14 protein-coding genes are annotated in these 24,850 nt (G+C 43.2%); 6 read left to right on the top strand and 8 right to left on the bottom strand.

The annotated features are described in order from the left end of the window. Positions 1 to 138 precede the first annotated feature (138 nt). From ACKWBX_RS01670 to ACKWBX_RS01680, 3 genes are all read left to right on the top strand, one after another. On the top strand, positions 139 to 3,600 hold the full coding sequence (locus tag ACKWBX_RS01670; RefSeq protein ID WP_413966904.1) for a SusC/RagA family TonB-linked outer membrane protein: 3,462 nt from the start codon (positions 139 to 141) through the stop codon (positions 3,598 to 3,600). 11 nt (positions 3,601 to 3,611) lie between these two features. Further along, on the top strand, positions 3,612 to 5,153 hold the full coding sequence (locus ACKWBX_RS01675; RefSeq protein ID WP_413966905.1) for a RagB/SusD family nutrient uptake outer membrane protein: 1,542 nt from the start codon (positions 3,612 to 3,614) through the stop codon (positions 5,151 to 5,153). Positions 5,154 to 5,383: 230 nt separating this feature from the next. After that, a complete protein-coding gene (locus ACKWBX_RS01680; RefSeq protein WP_413966906.1) occupies positions 5,384 to 8,953 on the top strand; it encodes a VCBS repeat-containing protein in 3,570 nt (1,189 codons plus the stop codon). 107 nt (positions 8,954 to 9,060) lie between these two features. Here the strand turns inward: ACKWBX_RS01680 and ACKWBX_RS01685 are convergent, their stop codons facing one another. The 8 genes from ACKWBX_RS01685 to ACKWBX_RS01720 form a co-directional block, all read right to left on the bottom strand. Next, positions 9,061 to 10,098 carry an aldose epimerase family protein gene (locus ACKWBX_RS01685; protein ID WP_413966907.1) on the bottom strand — a complete coding sequence of 346 codons (1,038 nt, stop codon included), beginning with the start codon at positions 10,096 to 10,098 and terminating at the stop codon, positions 9,061 to 9,063. Continuing rightward, on the bottom strand, positions 10,088 to 12,352 hold the full coding sequence (gene nqrF / locus ACKWBX_RS01690; protein ID WP_413966908.1) for an NADH:ubiquinone reductase (Na(+)-transporting) subunit F: 2,265 nt from the start codon (positions 12,350 to 12,352) through the stop codon (positions 10,088 to 10,090). Before nqrF ends, ACKWBX_RS01685 begins: the two co-directional genes overlap by 11 nt. A gap of 10 nt (positions 12,353 to 12,362) precedes the next feature. After that, on the bottom strand, positions 12,363 to 14,468 hold the full coding sequence (locus ACKWBX_RS01695) for a hypothetical protein (RefSeq protein ID WP_413966909.1): 2,106 nt from the start codon (positions 14,466 to 14,468) through the stop codon (positions 12,363 to 12,365). Positions 14,469 to 14,491: 23 nt separating this feature from the next. Beyond that, complete coding sequence (locus tag ACKWBX_RS01700; protein WP_413966910.1) at positions 14,492 to 16,207, bottom strand: arylsulfatase; 1,716 nt, start codon at positions 16,205 to 16,207, stop codon at positions 14,492 to 14,494. A gap of 11 nt (positions 16,208 to 16,218) precedes the next feature. Then, positions 16,219 to 17,091: a creatininase family protein gene (locus ACKWBX_RS01705; RefSeq protein ID WP_413966911.1), complete on the bottom strand. Its 873-nt coding sequence runs from the start codon at positions 17,089 to 17,091 to the stop codon at positions 16,219 to 16,221. Continuing rightward, on the bottom strand, positions 17,084 to 18,115 hold the full coding sequence (locus ACKWBX_RS01710) for an aldo/keto reductase (RefSeq protein ID WP_413966912.1): 1,032 nt from the start codon (positions 18,113 to 18,115) through the stop codon (positions 17,084 to 17,086). Before ACKWBX_RS01710 ends, ACKWBX_RS01705 begins: the two co-directional genes overlap by 8 nt. A 17-nt stretch (positions 18,116 to 18,132) precedes the next feature. After that, the gene (locus ACKWBX_RS01715; RefSeq protein WP_413966913.1) at positions 18,133 to 19,701 is read right to left on the bottom strand and encodes a sodium:solute symporter family transporter; all 1,569 of its coding nucleotides are present in this window, start codon (positions 19,699 to 19,701) and stop codon (positions 18,133 to 18,135) included. A 70-nt stretch (positions 19,702 to 19,771) separates the two neighbouring features. Beyond that, positions 19,772 to 20,791 (bottom strand): GntR family transcriptional regulator, encoded by a 1,020-nt coding sequence (locus ACKWBX_RS01720; RefSeq protein ID WP_413966914.1) that lies wholly within the window; start codon positions 20,789 to 20,791, stop codon positions 19,772 to 19,774. Between the two features lie 355 nt (positions 20,792 to 21,146). Here ACKWBX_RS01720 and ACKWBX_RS01725 point away from each other — a divergent pair, with 355 nt between their 5' ends. The 3 genes from ACKWBX_RS01725 to ACKWBX_RS01735 are packed head-to-tail and all read left to right on the top strand — an operon-like array spanning position 21,147 to position 24,760. After that, the gene (locus ACKWBX_RS01725) at positions 21,147 to 23,048 is read left to right on the top strand and encodes a hypothetical protein (RefSeq protein ID WP_413966915.1); all 1,902 of its coding nucleotides are present in this window, start codon (positions 21,147 to 21,149) and stop codon (positions 23,046 to 23,048) included. A 1-nt stretch (position 23,049) separates the two neighbouring features. Next, positions 23,050 to 23,883, top strand: coding sequence for a DUF2490 domain-containing protein (locus ACKWBX_RS01730; RefSeq protein WP_413966916.1), 834 nt, complete (start codon positions 23,050 to 23,052; stop codon positions 23,881 to 23,883). A 34-nt stretch (positions 23,884 to 23,917) separates the two neighbouring features. Continuing rightward, entirely contained in the window at positions 23,918 to 24,760 is an 843-nt protein-coding gene (locus tag ACKWBX_RS01735) for an MORN repeat-containing protein (RefSeq protein WP_413966917.1), read from the top strand. Positions 24,761 to 24,850 lie beyond the last annotated feature (90 nt).

Genomic DNA, 24,850 nt, shown 5'->3' on the forward strand with positions numbered 1-24,850 from the left:
TGAACAAGAATCAATCATTAGGACGGATTTTCCCAATACTAAGGTCGGGTCAAAAAAAATCGGAAAATGCTGCAACATTTCCCGATTAAGTCCAAGTGATTTCACCAACTAAGTTAATCACAGAAAACACTTAAAAGTATGAAAAAACCATCAAATTCCAGGACCAAGGTATCTTGGAAAATTAAAATGGGGCTAAAAATGAAACTCTCATTCCTTTTTCTATTAACGACAACCTTGGCTTTGCAAGCGAATCCAACTTATTCTCAGTCAACAAAAGTTACTTTTGATTTGCAAAATGTAAGCGTTAGCGATGTTCTTGATGAAATAGAGGCAAAAACTGAGTTCAAATTTATTTTTAACACCAAAGCAGTAGATCTAGATCGAAAAATTACCTTAAAGGTAAAGAAACAAAAAATCCAAAAAATTCTTGATAAACTATTCCTGGATTACGGTACAGACTATGAAATTACAGATCGTAAAATTCTTCTAACAAAAGCAATTCCGGAAAAGATCCCCAATAATAAAATCGAGTCCCAGAATCAAGTTACTCAAGAATTCAAAATAAGTGGTACCGTTACGGAAGAATCCGGCACTCCTTTACCCGGTGCCAGCATTGTAGAAAAGGGAACTACCAACGGTACACAAACCGATTTTGATGGTAACTTTTCCTTAGAAGTAACAGATGAGAACGCTATATTAATTATCTCCTATATTGGTTTTGAGACTAAAGAAGTCTCCGTGAATGGCCAAACCGTCATCAATGTTGCCCTGAATGAAAGTACTTCCTCTCTTGATGAGGTCGTCGTTGTGGGCTATGGAACCCAAAGCAACCGAAAAGTGACTACGGCCGTATCACGCCTCTCAGGAGATGACATTGCGGACCAACCTGTGGTGAGTGCCGAGCAGGCGCTACAGGGCAGGGTTACAGGTTTGAATATTGTGGGTGGTGGCCAACCCGGCGTAAATCCTACGGTACGTATACGTGGAATTGCATCGGCTTTGAACAGTGATCCATTATTCGTAATCGACGGAATTCCGGTAGGCCAAAATGCCTTGAACGATATTCATCCTGATAACATACAGGATATTTCAGTACTGAAAGATGCTGCAAGTACAGCAATCTATGGTTCCAGGGGAGCGAACGGAGTCATCTTGATTACTACAAAAAAAGGTAGACAAGGAAAAGGGAAGTTATCTTTAAGCACTTACTACGGCTTTCAAAGTGTTCCGGATAACACCAGGTACGACTTGCTCAATACAGATCAATACATCAATTTCGCCCAGAATACGTTCGGGGTAAGTGCCCCGAGATTTGACGACTATGATTTTGCGGCGCAACAGTTCCGTTCCGGCACGGCGAGCGAACCGCTTATTGGTGTCGAGACCGATTGGCAAGATGAACTTTTTCCTGGGGGTTCAATACAAGACTATTATATAGACTATTCCGGAGGTACTGAAAATGTTACCTATAACATTGGTGGTGGATATTTTGACCAACAGGGTGTTCAAATAAATACGTATTTTCAAAGGGCTACCTTAAACGCTAATTTTGAAGCACGTTTAGGTGAACGTTTCAAAATAGGCACATCGACCGTTCTATCACGATCCGTTCGAAATAAGGACCATACGGATTTATCTATTCAAAGGGCCTTGCAAATGCCGCCTTATCTTCCGGTAAGGGATGAAAATTTTCTCGGAGGTTTCAGGGCAACGGATTTTGCAGATGGTGCAGATCCTTTTCAACCTATCCTATTAAATGTTCTGGTAGATGACGAAGAGGTGTCCACCAAAATTTTTGCGACCGCCTATCTACAATATGAATTTTTAGAGGGCTTATTCGCAAAAATACAGGGTGGTATTGAAAGTACCTCAAGACAAGATGGTGAGTTTATACCAAGTTATAACGCAGGTGAAATTGCATTTAACCAAAATGATACACCCCGAGTCCGGAGAAGTAGCAACATCTATCTATCACCTATATTGACCACAACTTTAAGTTACAATAAAGAGTTTGGAAATCACAGTATCAATATGGTGGGCGGGTATGAAATTCAAAAGTTTCTGAACGAGAACATTCAAGCTCAGGCTTTATTCTTACCTAACGAACTGGTGAGAAATCCTGCGAACTCCCCAATAGAGTTCCAAAGATCTCAAATCGTTGAACAAAATACCGGTATCGTTTCTTGGTTCGGTAGACTTAACTATGATTACAAGGGCAAGTACCTGATCGGAGGTTCTATCCGTCGTGATCAATCCTCGGTGTTTGCGCCTGAAAACAATACCGGTGTATTTCCCGCAGTCTCCGCAGGATGGAGAATTTCTGACGAAGGTTTCTTTAAAGGATTGAACAATGTGGTCACGGACTTTAAATTAAGGGGTAGTTGGGGGATCAACGGTAATACCGCTGTGGGAGCCTATACATGGGACCCGACCGTATTTTCTAATTTGCTTTATCTCAACGGTGAAGGAGGATTGGTCAACGGGTTGGCCATTAACACCTTGTTCAACCGAGGTTTGCAATGGGAGCAGGCAGTGAAGACGAACATTGGGTTAGATGCTGAATTGTTCAACGGGAAGCTGTACTTTTCTGCGGAATGGTTCAAAAACCGGAACGAAGATCTGATTATTCGTGTTCCGATATCCGCCTCTACCGGATTTGACAATCCGCCTTTGGGTAACGTAGGTACGGTTGAGAATAGAGGATTTGAATTTAGCCTAGGATATTCGGACTCGTCCGAAGATTTTAGCTGGTCCGTAGACACGAATCTTTCTTTCGTAGAAAATGAAGTAATATCCCTTGGGGGCGGAGAGGATTCCAACATCTCGGGCCCTACGTTTCAAAATACGGCGGTACCCTCAACAAGAGCGGAAGTAGGCGAACCGTTCGGCTTTTATTATGGTTGGCAGGTTGACCGTATTTATCAGTCGCAGAGTGAAATAGATACTGATAATGCTCAGGCCGAATCACTGTCCGGCGCATCGGGGACCACCAGACAAGGTCCGAATTTGGCACCGGGTGACATACGATTCAAAGATTTGAACAACGATGGTATCATCGATGGGGACGATAGAAGCAACATAGGCCACTATCTGCCCGATTTCAACTTTGGCCTCAACCTAAAGGCGAACTATAAAAATGTAGATTTCTCGGCCAATTTTATAGGTGCTTTTGGTTTTGAACTTTTACATTCGAACAGGTATTACACCGAGGGCATGACCCGCCTGTTCAATTTTGGTACTGACGTGTTGGACGCTTGGACTCCGACGAATACAGATACCAATATACCCCGTGCCAACATTGATGGTGCTACCAACAATGCCCGTTTATCCGACCGTTGGGTAGAAAAAGGCGATTTTGTAAGGTTACGTTTTTTGACCTTGGGCTATACATTTCCCGAATTTAGTGGCAGTCCCTTCTCTAAACTGCGTATTTACGGTCAAGGCCAAAACCTGCTGACATTTACCGGTTATACAGGTTATGATCCAGAAGTACAGGGCCGGGTCGGGGGTAATAATAACTCGATATTCACCCAAGGGGTTGATGATAGTATCATACCCAATCCAAGAACGTTCATATTAGGCCTTGAAGTTTCTTTCTAAAAAATAACTCTATGAAAACAATGAAAAAACTCGATTTTAAAATATTGCCCAAAACGGGTATCACTCTATTGGTATGTTTTATATCTACATTTGGGTGCAATGATGATTTTTTGGCAGAAGGCAATCCGTCTTCACCAAGTGTGACCACTTCATTTAATAACGAGGCCGAGGCCGAAAGTGCCGTATTCGGAATTTACGCCGCGCTTCAAGGGAACGATACTTGGGCACGCTTTTATTGGTGGATACCCGATATGCTTTCTGATGAATGTCAGACCGCTGGCCCTCAATTGGTATCGTTCTTGAACGATATGCTAAATTATAATATAGATTCTTCAAGTCGTTTAATTTCAAGTGTATGGCGGGGATTGTACCGAATAATACATCGAGCCAATTTTGTAATCTATACGTTGCCCGATAAGGAGAATCCGGAACTTCCGGCGGAGACTATCGAGAAATTGGTCGCAGAGGCTAAATTCTTACGGGCACTATGTTACTTTGAGTTGGTAACGTATTGGGGCGCCGTACCGTTCCCGACAGAACCGGTGACCGGTGCCGACGGGGTTCCCATGGCCGAATCGGAAGAGGCGATTTACAATCTGATCCTTGAAGACCTGGCGGCGGCCGAGGCCGGTTTGCCAAGTGTCAGTGACTATCGGGGCACATCAAATTTAGGAAGGGCCACCAAAGGTGCGGCCCAGGCTTTGGCAGGCAAGGTAGAATACTACAGAGGCAACTACCAAGCGGCCAAGATACATTTGGATAAGGTCATCGCGTCAGGAAATTATGACCTTACACCTACTTATGAGGAAAACCATCAAGAAGAGAACGAAAATAATATAGAATCGATATTCGAAGTTCAGTTCGGTCTTTACGAAAGTGGTAACCAAGGATGGAGCAACAGTGGTGATGGGGGGAAAATCGAACAACTTCGGTCGCATGAGTACTCTCCGCATGTGTGGCATAATACTATTCCTTCAGAAATATTAAAGGCAGCGTTCGAAGATGATGATCCAAGGTACAAGGCAAGTTTTATTGAGTATGGTGATACCTATGGAGCAAACAATGAAGCAGTTTTTGATGCCAGTAAAGTGGCTCAGGGCATTACAGAGATACCCACGCATTGGAAAAAGTATGGCTATGAATATAAAAATACATCCCCAGGACTTTTTTCAGGTATAAACCTGAGGGTCGTCCGTTATGCGGATGTATTATTAATGATGGCCGAGATAGAAACCGAAATTAATGGTCCATCGGCAGTTGCATTGAACTATCTGAACAGTACAAGAACAAGGGTAGGAATGCCAAATTATCCCACGGCGGAATACCCAACGGATACCAAGGAACAGATGATAGCGGCCATTATACACGAAAGACAGGTTGAACTGAATTCTGAGCAGATAAGGGCCAGGGATGTGAAACGATGGTTCAGGGAAGGCAAAATCGGTCAACCGCATCCCAATTACGAGCCAAAGCACGAATTTTTGCCAATACCCATTGATGAAATCGATAATAATGCGGCTATTGATGATACAGATCAAAAGCCTGGATATTGAGTTAGTTAAGTTTAGTTTTAGGAAAACCCATGAATATCGTGGGTTTTCCTATTTTGAGAATATCGTAATCGATATTGATATAGAAATTCCATGACTACAAGTAGCAGTGAAAAAACTATGAAGTTTCGCGGCCAATCTTAAAACTTTTGTATACTTATTGGCTAAAGTTAACAACATTTTGATTTTTAAAATTTAACCATCATTTGAATTAATTGCAGAATAATTTAATAATGTCCCTCAAAAAATGTATTGCCCTTCTTGTTGTAATCCCGGTATGCTTTGGATGTCAGGATGAGGATGTGCACCGACCCAAGTTTTCCTTGTTGTCAGCATCTGAAAGTGGGGTGGATTTTGAGAACACCATCAATGAAACCGATGTAAATGTTTTGGAATATGTGAATATGTACAACGGAGCAGGGGTAGGCGTGGGTGATTTTAACAAAGATGGGTTTGAGGATATTTTTTTTGGAGGAAATCTTGTCTCCTCCCGTTTATATTTGAATACCGGAAAGGGTACTGCCATAAAGTTCGCCGATATTACTGAAAAATCCGGTGCGTCCACAAAAAATTGGGTAAACGGCATTGCCGTGGTCGACGTTGACCAAGACGGTTGGGAAGATATCTATTGCAGCGTTTCCGGGGGAAACAGTGCAGAGGATAGAAAGAATTTGCTTTTCTTGAACAAGGGTCTTGACGAGAATGGAATCCCGCATTTTGAGGAAGTTGCCGAAAAAATGGGCCTAGACGACACGTCCCATACCATTCAGTCCGCTTTTTTCGATTACGATCAAGATGGTGATCTTGATGTCTTCATGATCGTAAATTATCCCACGGGATATTTGGATGCCGAGGCCAATAGAATCGTTCCCATAAAGAAAATAGGAAATCCTGAACGGACAGATCGTCTTTATAGAAATGATGGCATAGGGGCTAATGGCCATCCGACATTTACCGATGTGTCCGTCGAGGCCGGCATCACTTTGGAAGGCTTTAGCTTGGGACTGGCCGTTCACGATGTCAATGAAGACGGTTTTCCCGATATCTACGTGGCCAATGACTATATTACCAACGACATTTTATATATCAACAATGGAGATGGAACCTTCACCGACAAGATACGAGACTATGTACAACATACCAGTTACTCGTCCATGGGTATCGATATGGCAGATATTAACAATGACGGACTTGATGACTTCATGGTGCTCGATATGCTTCCCGAAGAAGACGACAAGATGAAGATGATGTATGCAGCGGCAAGCCAAAAAAGTTTTGAGCTCGCCAAGAAGGTAGACTATGTTGATCAGTATTTTAGGAACACCCTTCAACTCAATAACGGTAAAATTGATACGGCTGTGGTCAAATACAGTGAAATCGGCCAGCTGTCCGGTGTTTTTCGAACAAATTGGAGCTGGAGCGTTTTAATGCCTGATCTTGATTTGGACGGATGGAGGGATATTTTCATCACCAATGGTTTTTCCAAGGATGTAAACGATCTCGATTTTATTAATTATGAGCAACCTTCGGCTTTTACAGAGAAGGAAAAGTTTGATGGGGAAGCCTATGTCGAGTCCTTAAAGGAACAACAGGGAATCTACGTGCCGAACTATATTTTTAGGAACAGTACCGATTTGACCTTTGAGGATGTAGGCAAGATTTGGGGGATACATACCCCCAGCTTTTCAAACGGAGCGGTGTACGCAGATTTTGACAATGATGGGGATTTGGACTTGGCCGTAAATAATATAAACGACAAAGCGTTCATCTACAGGAACAATGTTGTTGAAGAAAATCCGAATACAACCCATTATTTACAGCTGGTGCTTGAAGCGCAAAAACCTAATCGTCAGGCGATAGGTGCCAAGGTAATGCTGGAGACCTCACAAGGAACGCTTGGCTACGAACACCAACGCACCCGTGGATACATGTCATCTATAGGCTCTGTTATTAATTTTGGATTGGGCCAGGACGCTCTTATCGGTAAGGTAGATGTTTTATGGCCGGACGGTTCGCGGCAATCCGTCCAAAATGTGAGATCAAATCAGCGGCTCGTCATCGCGAAAGACACCAAGGTAGAACCGCGTTCCGATAAACCGACAACCCTTGAACCACAAGGCTTATTCTTCAGCCCCAAAATTGCTGGACTTGGCTACCGGCACGTGGAAAGCCGCTTCAACGATTTTGACCATCATATTCTATTGCCCCATAAACTTTCGGAGTCGGGGCCAGCGATAGCTGTGGGTGATGTTGATAAAGATGGTCTTGACGATTTTTATATCGGGGGATCCGACGGTACTCCCGGCCAACTTTTTCTTCAGGAAAAAAATGGGAACTTTTCTTCGCGTCAAATTGACTTCGAACCCGCTTACGAAGATCAAGGTTGTCTTTTGTTCGATGTCGATTCCGATGGGGATTTGGATTTGTACTTGGTAAGTGGGAGCGTAGAACGGGGAAAGAACAGCCGTTTTTATTCCGATAGGCTTTACATTAACAAAGGGAACCGCCTTTTTGAAAAGTCACCGCTTGAATTTCCTAGGGAAAATGGGACTTGTGCTGTTGCGGCGGATTTTGACCGTGATGGGGATTTGGATATTTTCGTCGGAGGTGCATCACGACCCGATGAATACCCCCTCCCAGCTGCATGCAGACTTTTGCGCAACGATTCCCAAAAATCCGACGAACCCATACTTACCGACGTTTCGAACACCCTCCTTCCCGAAATAAAGGATTTGGGAATCGTCAAGAGCGCCCTTTGGTCGGATTTCGACCAAGATGGTTGGATCGACTTGTTCGTAGTCGGCGAATATATGCCCATTACCCTTTTCAAGAATTCCGAAGGTACGTTGACCAAGGTAGATGCCGGGGCGCTGCCGAATGAAAAGGGATTGTGGAAAAGTATCAATGGTGCCGACCTAGATCAAGATGGCGATATTGATTATGTCCTGGGCAACGCAGGACTGAATACTCGCTACCGACCTACAAAAGCGGAACCGATAACGGTGTATGCGGCGGATTTTGACCAAAATGGGGTAATCGACCCGATTATGACACAATTCAGTAAAGGTCGTGAAGTGCCCGTACACCTTAGAGATGATTTGTTTAAGCAGCTAATCGGCCTCAAAAAGGGCACCCCCACTTATGCCGAATACGCCAGTGCCGAAATAGACGATCTGTTGCCCAGAAATATATTGAACAATGCCCTGACCTTACAATGGGATTATGCCGAGAACGCCTGCTTGATGAACGATGGCAATGGTAAATTTCGATTGGTCAGTCTGCCAAAGCGAGCCCAAATAGCGCCATTATACGGCACCATGATTGAAGATGTAAACGCGGACGGTATTCCTGATATTCTTGCCGTAGGCAATTCGCACGGCAATGAAGTCTTTTCCGGATGGATGGACGCTTCCGTAGGAACCCTGCTCTTGGGGAACGGCAATGCTACCTTTAAACACGTACCTGTGAAAAACAGTGGTTTTTATATCGATGGCGATGCGAAAGCCATGGCTCGACTACGTCATGGAGACGCTTCATTTCTACGCATGGTTTCCCAAAATAACGATAGCCTTCTATACGTTGCGCGAACTGGGCATGTGAAGGAAAAAATCATAACCCTAAAACCTTTGGACATGTTTGCGGAAATTCATTTTTCCAATGAAAAAAAAGAACGACGGGAATTTTACTACGGTTCTGGCTATCTCTCGCAAAGTTCAAGATCGATGCTGCTTTCAAAGGACATGCAATCGATAAAAATCACTAATAGTGCTGGGAAAGTTAGGATGATAGACTTGGCGTTATAAGTAGCTTTACCGCTCGTTTTCGAAGTTTACAATCTTAGTCGGCCATTTATAGTACTGCAATTCCCAGTGTTTACATTTCTTCCGAAAATCCTTCGATAATCAAAACCCTACACAACCCCAAACCGATACTCCGTAACCTGCTCGAAGTTCTCATCAGGTCTCAAAATGATGGATGCAAAGGCATTATGATTGGGGGCATCCGCAAGCCCTTGACATTCGAGGCAGAGTCCGGCATGAGCGCGATAGGGGCTTCCCGATTTGCCGGATGCCGTAGTGTGCAGTCCACTTCCCGTATAAAGTTGCAGATGAGGAGCTGTAGTCCATACTTCCATACTGCGATTTTCGGCACTTACCTGTGCTACTTTTTTGAATGCCCCCGAAGTGTGGGTTAAATAGTTATCGCCGTGGTTTCGGTGCAACAGGGGTAGGCGTACCCCGAGTAGGGCAGCTTGCCCAAAATTATTTATACCCTTCGAGACTTTATTTATTTTTCCCGTAGGAAGCATCAAAGTGTTGACTTCAACCACTTCATCACTCTCAATTTTGAGGCGGTGTTTTTTAATGTCCGCTTCGGCGGAAAGATTAAAATAACTGTGCTCGGTAGGGCAGAAGGGGGTGGGGCGATCGGTGGTGGCGTTGATTTTTATTTGAAGTCCGTTTTCGTCCGTCAAAATGTAACGAACGGTCACCTTGAGATTGCCAGGATAGCCTTCTGAGCCGTGCGGACTCTTATGCCGAAGTTCTAGGGCTTTTCCGCTTGCGGTTTCAATAATTTTATAATCCCAGATTTGTTTGTCGAATCCCGTATGCCCACCGTGCAAATGATTAGAGCCTTCGTTTTGGGTCAGTTGATAAACCTTCCCATCTAAAAAAAAACGTCCTTGGTTAAGTCTGCCTGCAATACGACCCACGATGGCTCCTGCGTAAATGTTTTCTTTAAGATAGGTTTCTAAATCCTTGAATCCCAATACTACATCACGCATTTTTCCATCGCTATCGGGTACGTGTAGCTCCATTAAAGTACTCCCGAAATTGGAGATTTTTGCGGTGATTCCATTTTTCCGCGTTAGCGTAAAAAAATGTATCGCTGTATTTCCGAAAGGTGCCTCGGCGTTTGAAATACTGATCGTGGTTTTAGAATTCATCGTAAGCGATCTGATCTTCTGAAATACCCAGTTCAAAAAGCATTTCTTGGCAGGCGGCAATCATCAAAGGCGGTCCGCAGAGATAAAATTCCACAACCCTTAAATCAGGATGGTCTTTAAGATACTGCTCATACACCACATCGTGAATGTACCCTGTATGCGATGCCCATTGGTCGTTAGATTTAGGTTCAGATAGCGCCACCTCAAACCTAAAATTCTTGTTGGCTTCTTCAATCACTTCAAAATAATCTTCGTAAAACAGTTCTTGCAACGAACGGGCACCATACCAAAAGCTCACTTTTCGCTGTGTTTTTTCCGTTTCGAATAAATAGGACAAGTGTGAGCGCAAGGGTGCCATTCCCGCTCCGCCGCCTATATAAATCATTTCTCTTTTAGAATTTTTAATGTGAAAATTACCATAAGGGCCGGCCACTTTTACAATATCTCCTTCCTTCAACCCGAAGACATAAGAAGAACCGATTCCCGCGTGAAAATTCCCCTCTTTTGGGGGAAGAGCAATACGAACATTGAACCGAAGTTGCGTGCTATTTTCAGGGTTGTTCGCTAAAGAATAATTGCGACGTGTGGCATTCAAATTGGCCGATTTATGTTGAAAGATGTTCTGCTTTTTCCACTCGGTTTGGTAGGGCAGATCTATTTCAAAATCTTGAAAAGCTGTGGCGTGAACGGGTATTTCTAATTGCACATAATCACCAGGACTATAGTCAAGCGATCGAGCTACAGGTTCGAGTACCAATTCTTTTATAAAAGTGGCTACATTCTTGTTGCTAACGACGCGATAAGGCAGAATTTCGTTCGCCTCTTCTAGTCCTTTTCCGCCTGGGTTGTTGACGTCAACAGCAATTTTACCTTTTATAACTGAAACCTTATAGGTCTTTAGCGCAGCACAAACAGGCGCGCGTTGTGGCGAACCATCTACCACACTAAAACGCCCATTATGTTTAGGGCATTCGATTTGCTCGCCAATAACGAGTCCCTCTGCCAAATGTGTGCTGCCGTGTGTACATATTCCGTCAGTGGCATAATACGCACCTTTTTCGGTTTGGTAGATGGCAAAGGTTTTTCCATCATAATCAAGGCGTAACACCTCACCTTTAGGCAGTTTATTCGCATCGCAAACTACCACTTCACCGTCTAGTAAATCGGCATCGGTAGCCTTAAAGTGGGTCAATTGATTTTCTATATCAGCATCCGGGGTATCTGGTATTTCTCGTGCTACAAAATATGCCGGGTCTTTCTCTTGTTTTAGCAGGGCTGGAATAATCTCTTTGTAAGTTTCAATGATTCCGTTGTAGGCTGGGGGACAGTAGTCTTTGATCAACGCGTGCAACTTTGGCAAATTATGATAAGGCACTAATGGGAACATGTGATGTTCTAAATGGTAGTTCATATTCCAATACAAAAATCTATGAATGCGGTTCATATACACCGTTCTACAATTTTGCCGATGGTCAAGTACGTTTTCTGCTAGCCCTGCGTGTTGGGTAAGGCCGTAAACGGTAATCATATAAGACCCCAAAAAGGTGGGAAAACCAATATAAAAAAGTGGCAGCCAAGTATTAAAATAAATCGCTGATGCAATAACCGAGAGATAGATCAATCCCCATATTCTAGAGACCAAAAACACTTTTGCTTTTTCGCTCTGCGGAATAAATTGCTTTTCTTCTTCGTCTAACCTACCGATGATGTGCAACAAGCATTTTCGAAATTCGGGTGGTGCACTTTTTAAGGCGAACAAATTGAGGATGATACCTTTGATATCGGGAGGTCTGGGTACCGCAATTTCGGGGTCCCGACCTACAATTTGAGTATCGCTGTGGTGGCGGGTATGGCTCCATCGCCAAGAAACGGAATTGCGAAAGACCATAAACGAAGCAATTTCGTAGAGTACATTGTTCATCCAATCGGTCTTAAAAGCAGTGCCGTGGCTAGATTCGTGCCACCGTGAATCAGACGACGAGGCGTACAGCACACTATATGCTAAAATCGGAAGCACCACCCACCAAGTGCCCCATAGCGCGTATATCAGATATCCCGCACCGAAGAGCAAGCCAAACCAAAGGAGGGTATCGATTATTGCCGGACCATTTTTCCGTTCTAGCAATTCGCGCATTTTATCGCGCGGCACTGGCGGCTGATACCAAGTGGCCTCGGCCAAACCTTGCTGTACGGCCTTGATCGATTGCGGACCGACCAAACTGTAATCTAACTTTTCTTTTTCTAATGTTTCCATCTGCTTTTTTTTAATCTAGTATCTCATATTTCAAAAAGCTATATGAGGGTGTTTTGGGGATTTCAATGGATAGGTTTCCATTTTCTACGGTCACTTCTCTTGACGCGCCATCCTTTTCAAGGTCGGTGAGCTGTATGCGCTTGCCATCGAGAAACTTGAGGGCTAAATCTTTGCTTTCTTCCTTGTTATGTAACTCGCGGAATACCATAAGATAGCCAGTTTTTTTATCAGGATGGTGTATTTGAAAGCCCGTCCAAGAGGCATTGTTCGGCTCTTCCCCGATGGGGAAAACATAGCTATCAAAAATTTCGGCTCTTTCCTTTTTGTAGGTGGCAATCACTTTTTTGAGTTCTGCTTTTTCTTCTGGGGATAAAAACTGCGTCAACATAAAACTTGCCGGAACGCCCATAAATGCAGTCATAGCGCTGTAGGCTTGACTATGTTGCGGTGCATCGGAATAAGCGGCATTGGTACGGCTCGGGTTTTGCCAATTGGTCTGCAACTTGTTCATGTTGTAATATTCCGACATCATCCAATGGTGGCGCAGCGTGATGTACGGCACGTAAACAATATGATGCGGCATATTGTTTTGAATGTTCTGAAAATACATAGGCCCGTATTCGCGGGCAGTGCTGTACCACCCGTATCGCGGATCGTCATATTCGGGACACCAAGAAACTTGTGTTTTATAATCGGCCGACGTAATAAAATCGCGCATTCCGTTCATTCTGTCGTGGTACGATTGCCAATCTTCAATTTTATCAAAATCTAACTTCCAAGTGGCTACATCTAGCGTTTGTTGATTGGCTTTCATTTCTTCCAACGAGATATAGCGAATGGCCGCCCAAAGGCCAATGCGTATGTTGTTTTTTGCCGCTAGTTTTTTTACTTTTTTCCAATCCGCCTCATAGCCGATCTTCGGGTTCGGATGCCACGAATCAGTACTAAAAGTGTCGCCTTCTTGCCAACCGTCATCAATGCGTACGATATCCATACCCAACTCAGAGGCCGATTCAATTTCTTTTTTTACTACCGAAAATTCCGAATTCTCGCGGCCGTAAATTTTATCGCCGTCGCCTTCCCGATAATCACTTCCCCAAGTGTCTACCAAAATATGCATATCGCGTTCTTTTTTAATCGGAAATCGAGCCCGATCAAACTGTTTTAACGCCAGTTGCATTTCGTCTTCACCGCCCGAGTAGAGTATGCTCCATGTGGCCCACGTTTGTCTGAATTCCGAGGTGATTTCCTTTGGTTTTAGGCCCCAACCAGTTACTTCTACACCGTGTGGCGTACAGTAAAAACTACCCGTTTGATGTCCGTAATTGTTCACGGTTTTATTCGATTCTTTTACCAGTATCAGACCTTCGTTTTCGGCGTGTATGGCCAATCCGCTGGCCCATGTGTTCTGCTCATCACTGAAGAGCGGCCAGCCGTCAACGGTCTCTTCCTTTACCATATTTTGGGTGTTTACGCGATTGCCGGGGTCGTTATAAAATCCCCAATATGTACGAACGTTCGCTGTTGAAAAATCTACGGGAATGAATTCGTTGCGTGCAATTTTTACGGGTTGGTTTGAGCCGTAATATTTTTCGTAGGCGATGTCTTCGGGAATCCCTTCGGGGGAAAAATCAGCGTCGGCTTTTACTTCCAAGGCGGTCCATAAACCCGTCGCATTCGGGTATACGCGAACCAATAGTTTAATTTGGATGCCATTTGCATATTCGAACAGCGCGTTGACCAATAAATGTTTTGAAGTAAAATGGGCATCGTCGCTTTCTTGGCAATCTACGGAGACCAAAGTAGCTTGGGAATCTTTGTCAATTTTAGTAGGTAAATTCCAATCTGCGCCAAACGTATTCGCCTTGTTCGTACTCCATTCTTTTCCAGAACGCTCATTTTTAAAGCTGACGGTTTTAAATCCGCTGCCCGTCAATATCCAAGTTCTGCTGACTTTTCCTGTGGAGACCAAGAGTGCGCCGTCGTTAAAACTCACCTTGGCGTTTTCTAGATTTTTTTCAAAGTTTTCGGTGTTGTTTCCTGTTTGTGCTTGGGTAAATCCCGTCCATAGCAAAAAAAACAGCCCTAATAAAATCACTCTTTTATGCTTAGCCATATCTATGTTGTTTCTGCTCATTTCTATTCGTTGATTTCGATAATAACATTGCGATAGCCGAGATCTTCCTGATTCCATCGGCCTATTTTGGGGGTTTTGTATCCTTCTGTGTAGATGGTAAAATTTTGAAGTCCCCTGTTTACTTCAACATCCTCAAAAACGACTTGATCTTCACCTTTAACAATATCCTTTTTTACCAAGGTATCACCAATTTCAATGCAGAGTTTTGCCCCTTTGGGGAAGAGTTTCGGGTTTACGTTTTCCACCGTGAAGGTGTAAGGCCCGGTTTCTAAAATCTTGAGCGGCCAACCTTTATCGTTACGATCGAAAAATTGAAGAGTCAACTTTTTCTGTGCCGGCGAACCTAGCTCGGTGTAGCTGGTCTCGTAGCCCCGCGTTGAAGAAACATCGTTGAACCAAGCTTTGGTGGCCTCGCGCATTTCTTCGAACACGTCAGGTTTTACCTGAGCAAGGTCATTTTTTTCATAAGGGTCTTTTGATATATCGTAGAGTTCTTTACCGTTCACTAGTTTAAATGTGTCGGTACGCATGGTAACATTATTCCAAAGTTCGGGTACTGCCGCGCGATCCCATTGGTTGAAATAGGCACGGGTAGTATGTTCCATATTTTCTTTCTCGAACAAGGTCGGTACTAAACTGATTCCATCGATAGGGTTCGGAAGTTTTAGGTCGGTGCTATCTGCGATTTCCACTAAGGTGGGAAGTAGGTCAATATGCGCGGCCATAGCCTCTATTTCGCGACCTGCGGTGAGTTTGCCCGGCCATCTGAAAAAGCAGGGGACTTTGATGCCGCCTTCGTACACATTTCCCTTCTCGCCACGAAGACCTACGTTAAATCGTTCTTGCCGACCGTTATCACCGCCCTGCATTTGCGGACCGTTGTCCGACAGGTAGACCACGAGCGTATTCTCATCTAAGCCCAGTTCCTTCATTTTTGCCATCAATCGGCCGACGTTTTCGTCAAGTTTGGTGACCATACCGTAGACCTCGGCGGTATGCCGTACCAAGGTGTCATTTTTTAAAAAAGGTTCAACGTATTCTATGGGCACTTGGGGTTTATCGGCAGTGTGGGGCATAAAGGTGGCCACGTAGGCGAAAAAGGGCTGGTCTTCCTTAGATTTTTCCTCGATCCAATCGATGGCATCATCGAACACCACATCGGTCAAAAAGCCTTTTCTTGGGTCTAGTACGCCGTTGGTTTTCATTATCGGATCAACTCGGGTGGCGGTGTCTTTGGCGTATTCCTCAAACTCCAAAGTCTTATCGAAACCTTGATCCATGGGGCGTTGTGGGGTGTTGTACCCTAAGTGCCATTTTCCGAAAAGTCCGGTTGCGTATCCGCGATCTTTTAATGCTTCGGCAATCGTGTATTCGTCGCCGTGCATACTTACCCTTCCTTTCCAAGTATCCCAAACGCCCGTGCGCTGATTGTAGCGTCCGGTCATGATCGAGGCGCGGGTAGGGGCGCAAACGGGACTCACGAAAAAATTATTGAACCGCGTACTCTCGCGGTAAATATTATCGATGTTCGGTGTTTTAAGAATGGTATTGCCGTACGCACTAAAATCGCCATAGCCTTGGTCGTCCGCTAAAATAAAAAGAATGTTGGGCGGCTTTTTCGCAGTTGGTTTCGCGTTGTCTTTTTTCTCTGCACCGCAGGATACTAAGAGCAGCGTGAGCAAAGGCATTAGGGTAGCTTTAAAGGTTATTTTATTCATCTTTTTATATTTTAATAGTATTCATAAGGTTTCCATTGCGAAGTCTCAGCAACCGCTTCTTGTTCTTTACGGGGTTTTGCGGTTACCCATTCGGATTTACGACTTAGCACTTTTTGCCAAATTTTTTCCGTTTCCTGATAATTCAGCTTTTTTGATGTCTGTTGTTGGGGAAGGTTTGCAATTATACTTCCTAATGAGAGGAGACTTTCTTCAATAATATTTTTTCCTAGTTCCGCATTGGCCTCATGCGCATTATCCCCTTGCGCAAATTGACCTAGCGCATCGGTTTTCGATCTAGCCATACGATCCATAGCCATGAGCTCAGGATGCAGATAAAGCAATTGTGAAATTTCGTATTTGCCGGCATGATCGCCATTAAATTTGCCGTCTACCAACTCAGGATCAGCCTTTACAATAATGTTGATGCTAATCTCTTTCATAAAGGCTTCCGCGACCAAGCGGTAATCTTTTTCATTACCCCCTGCATGACCTGTAATCACAACAATGGAAGTAAAACCTGCATTGTAGAAACTTCGAAGTTGATATAAGAAAAATCGTAGCATCACATCTGGCGGCATACTGGTCATAGCGGGTTCAACTTCTCCCACAACCCGTTGCAACCATTGGGCATGGTAACCCACTTCATGGATTTGATAGCCCAATGTAGGTGCCACAATTCCACCAAAACGCTTTGCCGCTTCCTCGCAGAGGTAAACCGCCTTTAGCGTATCGAGTCCAAAGGGAGCGATATGACCATGGGGTTCGCACATCCCCAGCGGGAGATAAACTAGAGGAAGTGTCTGCTGCCGTTCAAGAAATTCTTCAGGCAATAGATTTTCCCATCGTACGCGCGGCGTATTTTTTATACCATTTGATTTATGCATCCGTATTTTCTTTTATGCTTAGGGTACCGCCAACGGCCTCTTTATCCCACAACTTGGTATCGTAAAAGTTGCGTATCCACCGGTGGAATTGGCGTATCTCTTGAAAAACTTCTTCCGGCAACGGAGCTTCCTTCATGGCGGCAATGTTCATATTGGCATATTTTTCAACGTGCATAGAAGTCAATGCAGTCGTAATGCCTTGGTGGTGGGTGGCAAATTTTATGGCCAAGGCAGCGAGACTTCCCGCATATTCTGGCACGTATTTTTTCAATCGATCAATGCGTTTGATGTACATCCTACGAGGCACACATTCAAAAAATGTCTTGCGATAATCATCCTCGGAAAACTGGGTATCTTCCGTAAGAAAACCGCTTAATCCGCCTTCATCCATGATACAGCGCGCTAAAATGGCGACCTGATTTTGCTGGGCAATCGGTACCAAACAATCTAAGGGCGTGGGGTCGAAAATATTAAAGATGGTTTGCACGGCATCTATGAGTCCGCTTTGCACTAAAGGCAGCGCAGTATCACAGCGACAATCGGGATTCGATATGCCTATAAAACGAATTTTACTCTCTTCTTTTAGGGCTTGAAGTTCATCCATCCAATACCCAGAAACACCCCAATTAGGCCAATAGAGGTGCAGCTGTAACAGGTCGATCTGCTCTATACCCAATTTTTTTAAAGAAGTTTCGGTGCTATGGCGAATATGTCCCTTCGGGAAAGTCTCTTCAACCTGAGAAGGAATACCCCATCGTGTGTTGTCTGGCCCAAGCGATTCAACTTTGGTCGCTAAAAAAGGTTTTTCGCCTTGCCAGTCCTTTAGCGCTTTCCCTAAAATAATTTCAGAATCGCCGTAGGCACGCGCCGTGTCAATAAAATTCACCCCTTGCTCTAGGGCATTGATTACCGATCTGTGCATTTGTTGTTGCGTACGATCTTCAAACCAACCCGCTAAGCCCATGGCTCCGTAGCCCAGTTTACTTATTTTGTCTTCCGATTTTGGGAATTTTGTGTATTTCATTTTGATGGACTCTAATTTTATTTAAATACTAAGTAAAACACGGCAGTCAGGGCTACGAGCACCAACGCACCAATATTATAAAAAGCCGTAGCATTGTCAGCAGCCTCCAGTTTTTGAATCTCTCTCTGTTCGGGTTTATCTTTCAGACTGATCAATACGGTCGTTACAACCAGTAGGAGAAAGACAAGCGTCATACGATCTAAAAATGCGATTTCGGGCAGCAAAACTTTAAATAGTACTGAAATAGGAATGGTCAGCAGTACCGCCCACAAGGCCGCCTTACCTGTAGTTCTTTTCCAAAAAAGACCCAGTAGAAAAATGCAAAGCACCCCCGGAGTAACAAAACCTGTATACTCTTGAATAAAGGCGAACAATCGCCCCATGGATGCCACTGCGGGCGTGACAATAACAGCAATAACTAGCGCCACAGCGGTAACGATACGCCCAACGAAAACCAATTGATAATTACTCGCCTTTGGGTTGATGCTGTTTCGGTAAATATCCATGGTAAAAATAGTGGCCACGCTATTGCACATCGAATTCAGTGAGGAAATAATGGCCGCGATCAAGGCAGCGATAACCAGACCAGAGTAACCCACAGGCAGCAACTCGCGAATTAAAACAGGAAACGCCTCATCACGTGCGCCAATACTATCGGGAAATAGTTCACTTGCAATCACCCCTGGGACTACGATTATAACCGCTACGATAATGGACAAAACGGCGGCAAAGAGAAGACCGTGTTGGGCTTCTTTTAAACTTTTGGCTGCCAGTGCGCGTTGGATGATATATTGGTTGCAGCCCCAGTAGCTTAATGCAGCAATCCAAAGGCCGCCCATGAAAACGCCTGTCCACGGTAATTCTTCATGCGATGTGGGCAAGATGGTGTGAAACTTTTCGGATTGGACTTCCATCAGTTTAGACAAACCTTCAATAACGCCTTCCCCAGAATGTTTTAAAGCAACCTCGTCGAGACCCAACCAAACTACGGCCAAACCACCGACGACGAGAACGCCGACTTGAATAATATCCGTCCAAGCAACCGCCGATAATCCCCCATAAATCGTATAAATCGCTGAAAATAACGCAAGACCGATAACGCTGTATATGATAGGAATACCCAAAACCGCGTTCAGGGTAATGGCGCCAAGAGAAAGCACGCTGGTGAGGTTGACGAAGATGTAGACCAGAATCCAAAAAACGCCCATGAGGGTACTTACGCGTTTGCCGAAACGCTTCTCGAGGAATTCGGGCATACTGTAAATTTTTCCTTTAAGAAAGCGAGGGAGAAAATACTTTCCTACGATTAAAATAGAGATGGCACCCCCAATCAGGGAGTAAGAAATGACCGCAATGCCACTTTCAAATGCCGTACCGTTCATTCCGATAATCTGTTCCGTAGAAATATTAGACGCGATGAGCGAGGCGCCGATAATATACCATGGCAACGAACGACCTGCTAGAAAATAATCTTCCGCATCGCGATCGTGGTCTTTGGGTTTTCGCGATACGTACAGTGCCACACCTACTACGAGTACGAAATAGAGACCGAAGACGATATAATCTAGAAGTTCTAAAGATTTCATTTGCTCATGTTTGATTGGTTTTTATACAATTTGGTTTTTGGTCTAATTTGGTAGTTGAGGAAATTAAACTCTAAAGAGAATTCCGCAAGATTACCTTTGTCTCCATAATTTCAGAGACAACTTTTCTATTCTTTACAAAGGCTGCCGCCTTTTTCCCTATAGCTTTAAAATCGGTGCTAATAACCGAAATACCATCCGCAATTACCTCTTTGGTTGGCATATCGTTATAAGAAAGTAACCCAACATCGCTTCCAATTTTTAGTGCTGCTTTTCGCGCACCTTTGACCAATTTCACCAAATCACTTTCCGCCAGTACAAAATATACGGTACCTCGTTGTATGGTCTTTACTGTTTTAATTCCTTCCTCAATAGTTAATGGCAATTGAATTTCTTGTGCAAATTCACGAAATGCGGATTTTATTTCGATGGGGAATTTTTTGTCTTCAGGAAACAAAAGAACACCCCTCTTATACTTTTTAAAAACAGTTGAAACTTGAAACAGGGCACTAACTACCGCAGTATCGAAATTTTGACAAATGTGCGAATAGGTTGAAAGTCCGGCCAACTGATCGATTATCAATATTTTATCTGTAGGAAGTTCTTTTAGAATAACACCCATCTTTTTGTGTTGAAACGGAGTAATTACAAAAAGACCGTAGCGGTGCTGCTTCTCTAAAACCAAATTTTTGAAGACCTCAATATTGCAATGATGAAAGAACACATCAATTTCAGCGGTATTACCTAACTTTTTTTCAAATGCATTGTAAAGTTGTTCTTGAAACGGGTTTAAACTGTGCAGTAATAACATTACTTTAATCCGACGTTTGGTGTTCTCGCTAATAACGAAGTAACCGTGTCTCGGCCGCGATTCAACTAATCCCTTTTGAATTAATTGTTTATAGGCTTTGACCACTGTCGTACGGGCTACCGAAAGACCCTCAACTGCTTCATTTACGGAAGGAAGGCGATGGTTGCGAGTGACAATCTTGTTCTCAATCGCGGAGTTGATGGCCAGTGCAATAGCATCCGATTTTACGGCAGTGTTGCTCGAAATTTCATTTTGAATAGCTGAAAAAAGTTGCTGAAACATGTGTCAGTTGTACTGTGCTGTGTTGTGCTGCTTCACAAATATAAAGAATTCATATTTAACTTAATAATCAAAACATTACCTTAAAAAGGGTACGCTATAGAATTCGTGAAGTTTAGTAAGCAATGACTATATTTAATAGATTTTTGTTTGAGCCTAAAAACCTAGTTAGTAGCATCATTTTGAAAAGTTATGAGCGATGCTCAGTATATTTATACACTCTAAAAATTTCCTTTTTAGCCCAATTGCTCGGGATTTGGATTTTTTACAGGCAACATTCCCCTATCTAATTATATTTTAGTTTTTTTGTCAAATGAATAGGTCGGGGCATTTTTGTTATCATTCAATAGTGTTGCTAATGCTGTGCTTTGCCGTCACTGCTATTCACGGTCAAGAAACAGAACGGTTTCAGGGTTCTATGCAGATTGGGGCCTATCAAGGCGAAGCTGATTATACCTATAAAATAGTCGATGGGGATACGCTTCTAAACGGACCTTTTGAATTGCGTAAATCAAGCCTAGAGGCACTTATACAAGAAGAGGACAATTCGTTTTTATTCAAGGGAAATTTTAAGGAAGATTATCCCAGTGGGCGATGGCGATTTGAGTTTGGGGATTTTAAATCCAACAACCAGACAGAAGTTGTGGACTATCAATACCGAGTATTGATCAACGGTATACAGGAAGAAGCGGAGGGAATCATAACAAAAGGAAAACCCGATGGCCCATGGACCTACATTGTTAATAAAATTACCGATTCTGAAATTGAAGAAACCATTTTTAAAAGTGAATTTGATTTTGATGAAGGAGTTCCACAAAAAAACTTCAGTATAGAAGATGAAAATAATACCTTAATCGGCCGGTTTCTAAGAGATGGCCTTGCCCACGATGAGTGGTCCTTGTTTAAGAAGAACGTTATAGGGGATTCAGAAAATTGGTATTTTACGGAAGGTCTGCTCAATAAAATCGTTATCGAAAAAGATGGGGAAACCAAAACCTTTTCAGTTTTTAAAAAGGATGCCGCAACATATGAAACCCTGAATCTTGATAATCAATATATTGAATTGTTAACCTTGGAACTCTCCGAAGACGGGGTTTCGTTCAAGGATGATGTAGAGGACCTCTTGGCGCTGAATATTTCGTATTATCAAAAAATTGATTCCATATTGTCCGCGCTGGGCAAAGCACAATTTCTACCTCGGTTTCAGGTAAAAGCTCCATATTTTCCTTTGGATACTACTGAAATACGACAATTGGATACTATCGCTGTTAATTTAAAAATCGCAAAAGATGTCAGCGAATCCTTGTTGAACGATACGCAACTTGCCATTCTGAAACTATCGGAGCAGGATGCGGCATACTATTATGCGGTCACCGATTCTATTTCCAATCAATTTGTGAAACCGTTGACTCGAATGGCCGGGTTTCACAAATCTGGAATTTTAGAATTTATTTCGCCAGAAAATCTTTCAAAAATCCTTTGGCCAAATGAGAAACCATCCACCGAAATTACGGTTAGAATGGATAGTGTGTCGAACACTAAAAAATATCATCTAAAAAATGCGGAACATTTGGATTTTAATGGAGATGATTTTACGAGCTTGACCCAAATGGCCAACTATGCGAGGCTAAGCTTGGAAGATATTGAAGAAACGCTTTCCAAGCGACTTACCCGGGAAAGAAAACTTCAGGAATTAGTCACACTGGAAGAACAGCTTATCAGTAAAAGTAAGTCGCTAAATCAATATATAGATTCTTTAAAAACTGAGGTCCCGCCCAAATTTAAAAATGCCGTTCAATCTATAGCTGCTTATGCAAATCAGCAATTGAGCGACTATTCCAATATTGAGGAGACCGGGCAAAAATTTTCAAGGGCAAAAGGGTTGGTAACGTGCTTTTCTTCACTGGATAAATTGTCTAAAACCGTTGCGCAGTTGCCGAATAGTTCCATGGAAATCCAAGATAAATATACGGACCGTATTTGGAATCCGTTCATGGCAACCTTGATGGATGAAGAGGTAAAAAAACGAATTGTTTCAGCCTATAAGAAAACATTGGTCCCCTATTTTTTAGATCAGGTTACCACAAATTTGAATTGTGAGCGTTCCGAAAAAATTAATTTGCTTATCCAAAATACCAATCAACGAATGTTGGAACTCCGAGAGATGGATACCAAGAAATTGGAACGCAAACTTAAGAGAACACAAAATCCGGAAACCGTATTGGAATTGTTCAACCTAGCAAATCAAAAACAGCCCTAGGATGAAACAATTTTATACGTGCTACGGTCTCCTCATCCTATGTTTTACAATTTTGTTAACGCCATCTGCTTTGGCACAGGATCTGGAGAACGAGGTGCTTCCATTGGAATCCGAATTCAAGGAACCCAAGACCAGGCTATGGGTGAATACCTACGGTAACATCCGTATTTCCAAACGCTTGTTTTGGGTAGCGCAGACCCATTTTCGTTTTGAAGAGACCAAAGAAACACCGTTTATAGGACAGGTTGGGCAAATCTATAATCGGCACGCCATCGGGTATATCTATAACAAAAAAGTAAATGCGGCCCTTGGAGGGGTTTTACGATTGAATTTTAACACCGATGAATCCTCTACCGCTCGAAATTTAGTGCCGGAGTGGCGCATCTGGCATCAATACCAATTTGCCATGCCACTCTACAGTGCCATGGTCTATCACAGGATTCGTATAGAACACCGGTGGACACAATCTTTCGAGGAGAATAGCGAGTATATTTTTAGAAACCGGTGGCGCTATATGTTCCGTATGAAAATACCATTGAACAGTACCAAACTGGAAACAAAAACGCTTTATATATCGCCCGAAGCGGAGCTTATCATGCAAAGTGGAAAGGCGGTCGTTGCCAGCCCAATGGAGGATTTACGGTTAACGACCACACTCGGATATATTGTAACACCAAGACTCACTTTTGCTGCCGGACTTATGTATTCTCAGGGACAAACGTTGGAAAACGGAGGTGTGTTCAAACAAAATTGGACCATGCGTTTTCATATGTACTTTTCCCCGGACTTTAGAAAAGTCCGTAACAAATTGCCCTCTATTCATCTAAACGACTGATTGCTCCGTAAGTATATCGCGAAAAACTATTTTAATGAAAAAACGAATTGCCATACCATACCTTCTGTTCGGGTCAATTTCCATTTTGGCTATCTATTTGGTCATCCAAAGTTCAAGTCTGGAGCACAAACTGCGGGAAAGTGAAAAAGAGCAATTGAATATGGAGCAATTGCTGATGGAAAATGAAAGATTATTAAGTATCGATTCCGTTTTGTTGAACGGAAATTATAGTGAAGCGATAGCGTCTTACAAAGCCACTTTGGGAACAGAACGGGAGCTAAACAATACCATTCCCTTACGGATTGCGTTAGCGGAGCGGTTGATGAAAGTAAAAACCTCGACCAATAATAAAGCAATGGACAGTATTGCGATGGATTCTTTACGTTTAGCCTCGTTCTCCACCAATGCGGAAATCAGAAAGTACGATTCGCTCACATTTGCCTTGGAGAAGGCCAAAGTGGAATTGAGGGCAATGCGCAATCAACTACAAAATAAATCACTTGGAAAATACTTGCAATTTGAGAGCAAAAAAGGCAATCAGATGCATTATGTTGGCCAAGTGAAAAACAACAAAGCACATGGTACGGGAATCGCTATCTTGGATACCGGAAGCAGATATGAAGGGCAATGGAAGGAAAATGAACGTCACGGGGAAGGCACTTTCTACTGGCCCGATGGGGAGTATTATGTAGGGAGTTATGACAGCGACAAGCGCAACGGTCTAGGCACATATTATTGGCCCAATGGCGAAAAGTATACAGGGCAATGGAAGGATGACAAACGCAACGGAAAAGGATCATTTTATGGCAAGGACGGAGAAGTTGTGACTACCGGTATCTGGAAGGACGATAAATTGACCAAAGAAGAAAAGAAATGATGCTGGTAAAAAGGTAGTTCGATTTTTGAAAGCTTCCATAGTATTTCACTCTCGCGACGATGTTTGGTTAAGGAAAACAGGAAATCGTGA

Source organism: Maribacter algae (assembly GCF_047345745.1).
Classification (GTDB): Bacteria; Bacteroidota; Bacteroidia; order Flavobacteriales; family Flavobacteriaceae; genus Maribacter.